We start from the raw sequence: 9,019 nt of genomic DNA, 5'->3' as shown, positions 1-9,019 counted from the left end.
TCTGGAGATAGCAAAGGTCTCAGAAATTAAAATAACGCTCTACGGAAAAGGATGATACCATATTGTTCAGGGCTTAAGTTTGGAGGGTGATGGTGGTTCACGCTGCCGCCCTCAGGGACAGGAAGTTCTTTGAGAGAATATAGGGAAAGGATTGACGAAAACGTCAGAATAACATCAATCACAGCATACGAACTGCTTAGAGGTGCATTTTACGTAAAACTCAAGCACGGCAGAGATTACGAGCTGAGACAGATCGAATCGTTCCTCAATGAGATTGAAATCCTGCCCTTCACGTCAAAAGACTCCGAAATCTCAACCAGACTGTGGGCAGAGCTGAAAGAGAAGGGATATGATGTGAACGATGCAGATATTATGATATCTGCAGTGGCGATCAGAGAGCATGAAAGACTATTGACCCTTGATAGTGATTTCGAACTCATCAGACATGTTTCGGAGCTCGACGTGGATGTTGTGGAGTCTGCTGGTTAATTTCCAAGCCCGCTGACGTTCATCCTGAAGCCCCTGAACTCACCAGCTTCGAACAGAGGCTCGATGCTCTCAATCTCTATTTTCATGCCCGAAAGCCTCGAGAAGTCAACGAAATAGGCGTTTCCATCTCTGACAATTACAGATGTTCCCTGAATATCGGCACCACCCTCGACAATCATCACCTTATCCTTCAGAAGAAGAATGTGGAACGACTCATCGAAAACTGTTTTCCCGAACGGCCTGCCCTCCTGCCTGAACTTCTCAAGCAGTTCAAGGCCTTTTGCTATTTCAGAATCATATTTGAACTTTTCCATCAACTCCACGAGCTCGTGCAGGTACTCCGGGTCCGTCCTCGGGTAGTGCTTCTCTCTCTCCGCGATTGTCTTTGCCGGCACGTATCTCAGCAAATTGTATCGCCCACCCCATCACCTTCAGCTCCTCCGGCGTGCGTGCACCCATCATGTACGCCCAGCTTATGTGCGCCGGCTCCAGCCCATCGAATATCTTTATCTTTTCCTGGTCCAGCACAAGCAGCGCCCCGTGCTTCTCAAGGTGTTCATCACAATCTATTTATCCATCCCTTTCTCTCTCCCGAATATGGAACGATCACTTTTCGGTACAAATGGTGTGAGGGGGATTGCCAATACTGAGCTGACAGCAGAGCTTGCTTTAGATCTCGGAAAGACAATTGGCTCTCTCAGGCCCGGATTAATAGCTGTGGGCATGGATGCCAGGATCTCATCCCCAATGCTCAAGTCCGCGGTTCTCGCAGGTATAATGTCTGCTGGTAGTGATGCTGTTGACGTCGGCATCACCCCAACCCCTGCCCTGCAGTATTACGTCAAGGTCTCGAAGGCAAACGCGGGAGTTATTGTGACAGCGAGCCACAACCCGAGAGAGTACAACGGAATAAAGTTTGTAGGTAATGATGGCGTTGAGTTTTCAAGAGAAGAGGACGCTGAGGCTGAAAGAATTCTTCTAAGCAAGAGGTTCAGAAGGGCGAGCTGGAACGAGGTCGGGAGGGTTTTTGAAGACAACGCGAACAGGGTTTACGTAGATGGCATCCTCGAGAGGGTCAATGCCGATGCAATCTCTGAGAAAAGATTCAGGGTTGCCGTGGACTGCGGAAATGGGGCAGCGTCGTTCACAAGCCCTGAAATTCTGAAAAGGCTGGACTGCGAGATGTACACGATAAACTGCTATCCAGACGGCAGGTTTCCTGCGAGGCCTTCCGAGCCGGTTGAGGAGAACGTCTGGCAGCTGAAGGATGTCGTGAAGGCTGTAAAAGCCGACCTCGGTGTTGCGCACGACGGCGATGCTGACAGAGCAACGTTCGTTGACGAGAAGGGAAACTTCATCAGCGAGGATGTTATGCTCGCCCTGATGGCAAAGCATTACGTTGAAAGGAACGGTGGAGGTGTTGTTGTCACGCCGGTCAGCACGTCCAAGTGTGTTGAGGATGTTGTGGTGGAGGCCGGTGGAGAGATTATCTACACCGAAGTTGGCTCTCCGGTGGTTGCCAAGGTCATGAAGGAGAGAAATGCTGTTTTTGGAGGAGAAGGCAATGGCGGTCTTATCTTCCCGGAGCACCTTCTTGCAAGGGATGGAGGGATGAGCCTTGCAAAGGTGCTCGAGCTGATGGCAGAGGAGGGCAAACCGCTTTCGGAGCTCGTGAAGGACGTGCCGAGATACTACACGCTCAAGACCAAGGTTGAGTGCAGAGACAAGAAAAAGCTGCTCGAGGGACTTAGAGCCGAGTTCGAAGACGCTAACTTCACGGACGGGGCGAGAATTGACTTCGAAGACGGGTGGCTGCTCATCAGGCCTTCAGGAACAGAGCCAATAGCGAGAATTTTCGCTGAAGCTAAGAGTGAGAAAAGGGCAAAGGAGCTACTGAACTTCGGACTTGAAAAGGTCAGGAGGATCCTTACACTCTAAGTACTTTTTAATCGTCCCCAGTATCTTCCGTCTGGTGAAGGGTTTCTCTATCATCTCGAGTGCCCCGGCGGCGAGGAGGTCCTTACCCTTGGTTTTGGAGAAGGCAGTTACGCCTATGATCTTTGCATTCGGATCGAGCTTGAGGATCTCCTTCGTCGCCTGCACGCCGTCCATTACCGGCATCTCGACATCCATCAGAACGATGTCCGGTTTTGCGAAGCGATACAGGTCGACGGCCTCCTTTCCGTTTCTTGCAGTCAGCACCTGACACTCGTTTCCGTTGAGCATCATTCTGATGACCTCGAGGACGGCCGGGTCGTCCTCCACCACAAGTATCTTGTGCGTGACCATTCTCCATCCCTCAAACGATAATTGTCATCATCATTATTTAAGCCTTGTCCTTTCCGTGGATAAGGTTATATGCAGGAGAACCCCAATTAACATTCAGCAGCACTTCTGGAGGTGGGTGGTGTGAAGGTTACCTGGCTCGGACACGCGTGCTTTCTGCTTGAGGGAGGCAAGAAGGTGCTGATCGACCCGTTCCTCATCGGAAACCCGCTCGCTCCGGTAAAGCCCGGAGAGGTGGAAGCGGATGTCGTACTGGTGACGCACGGCCACGGAGATCACCTCGGGGACGCGGTGGAAATCGCGAGGAGCAACGACTGTCCTGTCGTGGCCATACACGAGCTCTCCAGAATTCTGTCCTCGAAGGGTGTGGAGGCTGTGGGAATGAATGTCGGCGGAACCGCGAAGGTTTCGGGCGTCTCGATAACGATGGTCAAGGCCTTCCACTCCGCGGACGTCGAGGAGGACGGGGAAATAATATCTGCCGGAGATCCTGCGGGATTCGTGGTCGAGATTGACGGCGTCAGGGTTTACCACTGCGGAGACACCGACGTTTTCGGGGACATGCAGCTGATAGGAGAGCTGTACTCTCCCGACGTCATGCTCGTACCGATAGGTGGCTGGTACACCATGGGAATCAGGGAGGCCGTGAAGGCGGTCGAGCTGGTTAAGCCGAGGTACGTGATTCCAATGCACTACAACACGTTCCCGGTAATCGAGACGGATCCGGAAGAATTCAGGAGAGAGGTCGAGAAAAAGGTGAAGGACGTCGAGGTGAAGATTCTGAAGCCAGGAGAGTCACTGACCGTTCAGTAACCCCTCCTTCTTTTTCCGAGCTTCCCCGGCTGAACTATGCCCAGGTTCTTGGCGCACTTCGGACAGTAGTGCATCTTCAGCTGGAAGGTGTGGACATTCTTCCTGCCCACCATTCTCTCAAGCTCGGGATCAATTCTGAAGCCCCTGTACGCCACGAACGTCTTGAAGCGGGGCACCTTCCTTCCGCAGCCATCACACCTTATTATGTAGTCCTTCCCCCTTGAGCTGCTCTGCTTGTACTCCCTCCTGTAGGGAGCCTTCATGATTAAACATTGACTTCAGGAAAATGTAAATGTTGCGCTCACTTGTAGTGCTGGGGCTGGGGATGGATGTCCCTGATGAGGTCGAAGTCGAAGATGTCGCTCTTTCTCAGGCTCTGACTCAGGTATCCGAGCTCGTGCATGAGCTTTGAAAGCCTCACGGCACTTTCGACGTACTCTTCAGGAAGGGATGAGCAGTACCTCGGACTCAGTCGAATGATATTCGAGATCGTGTCCCTGTCGAGCTCCCTCCTCAGGTAAGCCTCGAGAACGACTGCTGAGTGGTCTGGTGACTCTCTCAAAACGTTGCTCGCCCACTCGTGCTTTATCAGGAAGTCTCTGAGCGTATCGAAGTTGTCCTCGAGAAACTTCCTGCGAACGACGACGCCGTAGTTCGGATTCCACGGCCAGATCGACTCCATGTCCGTGACGAGCCTTGCACCGTACCTCATCGTGAGGACGGCGAGATTCGGCGTGCCGCATGCAAAGTCGAGCTTGCCGTCTATGAAGTCATCGAAGATCATCTCGGCCCAGGGGTAGTTTATCACGTCGAAGTCGGCGCGATCAAGGAAGTGTCTCAGGATCACGTCGTGAATGCTCCCCCTGGAAGGCACACCCACCTTCTTTCCCTCGAGACACTCGGGAAACGTTCCGCACTCCCTCCCGACGATTGCGGTCCCCTCAACGTGGCCTCCGGCTATGCAGACTATGTCGAGCCCGCTGTCGATTCCGAGCATGGCCGGGGTCAGGCCGATGTAGGCAATATCCACCTCGCCACGCTTCATCGCATCAATTATTGCCACGCCAGTCCCGTATATCCTCCACTCTGACCTCACAGCGTTCTTTATCCTGAGCATGTGGGATGTGTGGTAGAGTGTGGAAAGGTACCCGATCCTCATCTGATGGCCTCCATGAACCGTTCTTTTATCTCCTCCGGCTTCAGCGGAATCGTACCAACCCTCGCGTTACCGGGTTTTGCGAGGGCGTGGATGAACACACTACCATCTGTGGTCGCCGCGGTTATTATCTCTTCCGGAGACGTTGCCCTGAAGGTTTTCAGCCCGGCTGCGTAACCGAGCAGAGACAGGTCTGCCTTCACAGTAGCAGTTTTCTGATTTCCCGTACTTCCGTAAGCGGAGTTGTCGATTACGAGGATCTTCAACCCGTTCTCGGACATCAATCCTGCTGTAAATACTGTGGATGGGTTCATGAGGACTGACCCGTCCCCGTCCAAAGACACAACCTCCCTCCCCGTGAGGTTGATTCCGAGTGCTATAGAGGTTGCGAGGCCCATACTGCCGAGCATGTAGAAATTCGTTGGCTGGTCGAGAACTGAGTAAAGCTCCCTGCTCGGATATCCGATGTTGGACACGACAATCCTGCCCTCAAGGTAGTCCCTTATTCCGCTCAGCAGCTCGAACCTCGTGTGCCTCGCCACGCCTCCAGGCAGACTTACGGAAACGTCAGGAAACTCTCTCGGCTCAAAGCGGTCTTCACCTCCAGAGGTCCATATGTCCGGTCTCAGGAGAACTGCGGTGATCCTGCTTTCCTCGTAGGCCATCCTTACAGTTTCCTCGAGCTCGTCGGCGTTTGACCCGTCAAAGACCGTGAAAGCAATATCGAGTGCGTCAAGCAGGCCTGGCAGCTTCTGCCCCATGGGAACCTGAGCAGGAATTTTCTCTCCAAAAACACCTCTCCAGCTAATCAGGATGGGTAGGGGGAGTGAGTACGTCCTTGTAAGACTCATCAGGGCGTTGACCATGTTGCCCACTCCCGAGGACTGAACAATCATGACCGGGCGTTCACCGGCCATGTAGAGCCCGGCAGATATGCCCACACCCTCCTCCTCCCTTGAGAGGAGAACATGCCGGAACTCCTCGGTGACGAGGGATATGAGGTGTCTTATCCTCTCACACGGAAGATACAGGACTCTGCTAACACCTGCACGCCTCAACGCCCTGACGACATCCTCCTCAATCATGGTATCATCTCCAGATCATCACTGCACTCTACCACGCAATCCGGTCTGGCCCTCCTCACTTTGTAGTCCCTCTTTAGGATATTTTTCCCTGACCCGGTGATGTTGACGGCAATTGTGCCCGCTAAATCCACCCTTTCCAGCGCGGCGAGGGCAACCGAGGAGGCCGGAAACGGCTCGATTCCGGTTACCTTTCTGAAGAGCTTTCCTGCTCTTCTCGCCTCAGATTCTGAAATGGCAATCGCTGCTCCACCGGACTCGGACAGCGTATCGTAAAGCCCCCCCGCATGGCCGAATAGGGGCTGCTCGTTGGAGAGGACCTTGGCGTACAGAACCTCGAGGGGGTCGAACTCCGGTTTCTGCACATCCCTCGCCCCCATTTCCCATGCGTCAACAACCGGTGTGAAGGGCGAGTTCTGAGCGACCACGATCTTCGATCGAAATCCAAGCCTTTTCAACCCATCGAAGAACGATATTGCACCAGTACCGCTCCCCACCGACTGGATGTACACGTCGGGTGGCTTCCCCGCGTTTTCCACGAAGGAGTACGCGAGTGTCGAGAGTGAATCCCTCCTGGCAAAACTGAAGCCACCACCCTCGTAAACGACACCTCCCCTGCTCGACGCGAACGATTTTGCAAGACTTGTGGCGTCGCTGTACCCTCCCCTTACCTTGACGAGAACGGCGTTCTCGCTCCTCTCCAATTCAAAAACGCAGTCGAACACCTTTTCAGGAACGAATAGATAAACTGTGACGTCGGGAACGTATTTCGCGAGCTCCATGAAGGCGTTCGCCGTATTCCCAACAGACGACAATGCGATGTTCTTTCCCGCCTCTTCGGCATACTTCAGCGAGACGATCGCTTCGAGCTCCTTGAACGTGCAGGTCTTCATCCTCACGTTGTGCTCGGGAGAATACCCGTTCAGAATGAAGTACACATTAGCATTGTACATGTCAGAGTACTCCTCACTGCAGAACACAGTCGGAAACTCGGAATAGTCGTCCACAGCACCACTCACGGGCAGATACCTCATGTACCTCCACAGGCCCGGACCACCAAACTCAACTCTGGTCAGGTACTCGGTTTTAACTATGGAACTGCACCCAGTTGGACAGGAAAAGGAGAATCCAGCGTCCTGAAATACTCTGCCACACCTCGGGCATTTTAGCAGGTATTTCATCAAGCATACATTTTCGGGAGGTTTTAAGCTGTTTCGATTGGCTGATTTCTCATGCAAAATGCCCACACTGTGGCTGGTTTACACTCACATTTTCTGGGCATCAGGTGTTCGGACACACATTCAGAATCCTATTCAATTTGATATTAATTATTTTAATTTTCAAATAAATAAATTATAATTTAATGCCACTTAATATTATTTTTGTAATCAAATAATAAAATACTATTATCTAAATAATTTATTCAATTAATTGAATCTATTAATTTTCATTTAATAAATAATATAAATATATCACAATTAAATTGACTTAAGAAACTCGCCAAACCGTTTATTCCATAAATCATGAAATGGAAACACATCAGGAGAGACATAACAGCACATCATGAATGGGTTGATGCAGTTACCCCCCCTTGAACACACCATATTTCCTGTATTCATACTATTCCTGGAACGACTGAGTTCCCAGGTTTGTCAAGTTTAGGACAACCTAACTTTCTGTTATTACAGGAATTTTGTAACATAATTATGCAAGCGTATTAATAATTGTTATTGAATTAATGGATATACAAAATATATAATAAAAGATATCTATTAAAAATTGCAATATATTTTAATTATATTTTACAAATTAAATAATAAATATTTATTTCATATAATTTAATTGAAATAAAAATATTATTTTTTAAATATTTAACATATCGAATTTTTTATTCGATTTGTGAGTGTCCGGTCGAGTGGTGTGGGCAGATCGAGAACGTGAAATGGCTTGGAATGGTGAGTTGACAAGAAAAAAGAACAGACAGGAGTGTTTCAGATGGGGCAGGCTAAAGCAACTCGCCAACAAAGGAGCAGCCGTTGCACCTCGGACATCCAGAGCGAAATCTGGGAACGGTCTCTTCTGAGTCGGAGAGAGTTTCTTTCACGTCTCTTAGCACGCTCAATTGATAACGGATGTCCGGACTGGATGAACTCGTGAAAGGAGGGGGTCTGTAGGGAACAATGAAGGGGTACACGGCGTGTTCGAGCATCGTTTTGAGACCGTGAATTATGGACTCCCTGCTCTCGCCAAGGCCTGTCAGGAGCCATGATGAAACGTTCCACTCTCCAAAAACGTCAACCGCGGCACTCCACGATTTGAGATATTCATCCACACCCGGTTTGCCTGGGACAACCCTCTTCCTGAGCAAAGGGTCGAATGTTTCAACGTGTATTCCGATACTGTCAGCCCCGCTTTCGTACAGGAGTTCAAGAAACTCCCTTCCGACCGGTTCAACCTGAACGTGAACCGGAATATCCACCTCGGCCTTCACCGCCTTTACCACCTCTGCGAGCCTGACTGCACCTTTGTCTGGCGTAGGGGCAGTTCCTGTCGTGAGTGTGAGGTGTCTGTTCCTGTCCTCTTCATAGGCAACTCTGACTGCCCTGGCGACCTGTTCCGGGTTTTTGTCAGCTACGGCACCGGACAGGTTTTGCTGAATGCTGCAGAAGGAGCACCTCATCCCATTCTGCCAGTGTACGCACTTTCGTGAAACCGCAGAAACGAGCGTATCGTATCCGTCGAGTGCAACTATTCTTCCAGCTGAGATTCCGTCAATCGTCTGATCGTAGTACTCGGCTTTCGGAAACTCCACCGTACCGATGGTCTCTCCACTGTAGGCTAAGTGGTAGTCCTCGTCTTTTTTCTCTATTACGAACGGAGAGTTCCGCGCATAGCTCTGCAAAACGGGTGCGGAAACAACAGACTCTCCAATCCTGAACCCCAGCCCACCGGTTGGACCGCCACCACCTCTTCTCAATGGCCTCCGATCGGCCCTCACCCCGTAGATCAGAAGTTTGAGCTTGGTTTCGGCGTCAAGCATGCACCTCAACCGCCTTATCTGGATTGTCGGAAAATGCAACGCTCGCAAGAGCACCAATGATGCCTCTCTCACCGGTCACCTCAATAAGCTCCACTCCCTGCTTTTCGGCAACGGCTCTCGCCTCCTCAAGTGAAACGATTCTCTGCTTGACGG

The 9,019-nt window shown here is 51.1% G+C and carries 10 protein-coding genes; 3 read left to right on the top strand and 7 right to left on the bottom strand.

Annotated features, from left to right (window positions below; translation table 11 throughout):
• The first annotated feature begins 129 nt into the window (after nucleotides 1-129).
• A complete protein-coding gene (locus ACXJJC_RS01690) occupies nucleotides 130-489 on the top strand; it encodes a type II toxin-antitoxin system VapC family toxin (RefSeq protein WP_456368904.1) in 360 nt (119 codons plus the stop codon).
• Here ACXJJC_RS01690 and ACXJJC_RS01685 read toward each other — a convergent pair.
• On the bottom strand, nucleotides 486-896 hold the full coding sequence (locus tag ACXJJC_RS01685) for a hypothetical protein (RefSeq protein ID WP_456368902.1): 411 nt from the start codon (nucleotides 894-896) through the stop codon (nucleotides 486-488). The genes ACXJJC_RS01690 and ACXJJC_RS01685 overlap by 4 nt on opposite strands.
• 190 nt (nucleotides 897-1,086) lie before the next feature.
• Here ACXJJC_RS01685 and glmM point away from each other — a divergent pair, with 190 nt between their 5' ends.
• Nucleotides 1,087-2,427, top strand: coding sequence for a phosphoglucosamine mutase (gene glmM, locus ACXJJC_RS01680; protein WP_456368900.1), 1,341 nt, complete (start codon nucleotides 1,087-1,089; stop codon nucleotides 2,425-2,427).
• Here glmM and ACXJJC_RS01675 read toward each other — a convergent pair.
• Nucleotides 2,380-2,778 (bottom strand): response regulator, encoded by a 399-nt coding sequence (locus tag ACXJJC_RS01675; protein WP_456368898.1) that lies wholly within the window; start codon nucleotides 2,776-2,778, stop codon nucleotides 2,380-2,382. The genes glmM and ACXJJC_RS01675 overlap by 48 nt on opposite strands.
• Before the next feature lie 120 nt (nucleotides 2,779-2,898).
• On the opposite strand from ACXJJC_RS01675, the gene ACXJJC_RS01670 reads away from it, so the two are divergent.
• Nucleotides 2,899-3,588: a metal-dependent hydrolase gene (locus ACXJJC_RS01670; RefSeq protein WP_456368896.1), complete on the top strand. Its 690-nt coding sequence runs from the start codon at nucleotides 2,899-2,901 to the stop codon at nucleotides 3,586-3,588.
• Here the strand turns inward: ACXJJC_RS01670 and ACXJJC_RS01665 are convergent.
• The 5 genes from ACXJJC_RS01665 to ACXJJC_RS01645 all read right to left on the bottom strand — a co-directional run bounded on the left by ACXJJC_RS01665 (nucleotide 3,582) and on the right by ACXJJC_RS01645 (nucleotide 8,866).
• Complete coding sequence (locus ACXJJC_RS01665; protein WP_456368894.1) at nucleotides 3,582-3,851, bottom strand: hypothetical protein; 270 nt, start codon at nucleotides 3,849-3,851, stop codon at nucleotides 3,582-3,584. The two genes, ACXJJC_RS01670 and ACXJJC_RS01665, sit on opposite strands and share 7 nt — an antisense overlap.
• 38 nt (nucleotides 3,852-3,889) lie before the next feature.
• On the bottom strand, nucleotides 3,890-4,747 hold the full coding sequence (locus ACXJJC_RS01660) for an ABC transporter substrate-binding protein (protein ID WP_456368892.1): 858 nt from the start codon (nucleotides 4,745-4,747) through the stop codon (nucleotides 3,890-3,892).
• Nucleotides 4,744-5,829: a sulfopyruvate decarboxylase subunit alpha gene (comD, locus tag ACXJJC_RS01655; protein ID WP_456368890.1), complete on the bottom strand. Its 1,086-nt coding sequence runs from the start codon at nucleotides 5,827-5,829 to the stop codon at nucleotides 4,744-4,746. The genes ACXJJC_RS01660 and comD overlap by 4 nt, the downstream gene beginning before the upstream one ends.
• Complete coding sequence (locus ACXJJC_RS01650) at nucleotides 5,826-7,007, bottom strand: pyridoxal-phosphate dependent enzyme (protein WP_456368888.1); 1,182 nt, start codon at nucleotides 7,005-7,007, stop codon at nucleotides 5,826-5,828. Before ACXJJC_RS01650 ends, comD begins: the two co-directional genes overlap by 4 nt.
• Before the next feature lie 824 nt (nucleotides 7,008-7,831).
• Nucleotides 7,832-8,866: a radical SAM protein gene (locus tag ACXJJC_RS01645; protein WP_456368886.1), complete on the bottom strand. Its 1,035-nt coding sequence runs from the start codon at nucleotides 8,864-8,866 to the stop codon at nucleotides 7,832-7,834.
• Nucleotides 8,867-9,019: the final 153 nt, after the last annotated feature.

Source organism: Geoglobus sp. (genome assembly GCF_054018175.1).
Note: the sequence above shows the minus strand (reverse complement) of the source record. Positions and strands in the feature narration are given on the sequence as shown.

Coding starts and splice junctions, on each gene's coding strand:
- glmM (WP_456368900.1), top strand. CDS start 1,087: ATGGAACGATCACTTTTCGGTACAAATGGTGTGAGGGGGATTGCCAAT.
- ACXJJC_RS01675 (WP_456368898.1), bottom strand. CDS start 2,778: ATGGTCACGCACAAGATACTTGTGGTGGAGGACGACCCGGCCGTCCTC.
- ACXJJC_RS01665 (WP_456368894.1), bottom strand. CDS start 3,851: ATGAAGGCTCCCTACAGGAGGGAGTACAAGCAGAGCAGCTCAAGGGGG.
- ACXJJC_RS01660 (WP_456368892.1), bottom strand. CDS start 4,747: ATGAGGATCGGGTACCTTTCCACACTCTACCACACATCCCACATGCTC.
- comD (WP_456368890.1), bottom strand. CDS start 5,829: ATGATTGAGGAGGATGTCGTCAGGGCGTTGAGGCGTGCAGGTGTTAGC.
- ACXJJC_RS01650 (WP_456368888.1), bottom strand. CDS start 7,007: ATGAAATACCTGCTAAAATGCCCGAGGTGTGGCAGAGTATTTCAGGAC.
- ACXJJC_RS01645 (WP_456368886.1), bottom strand. CDS start 8,866: ATGCTTGACGCCGAAACCAAGCTCAAACTTCTGATCTACGGGGTGAGG.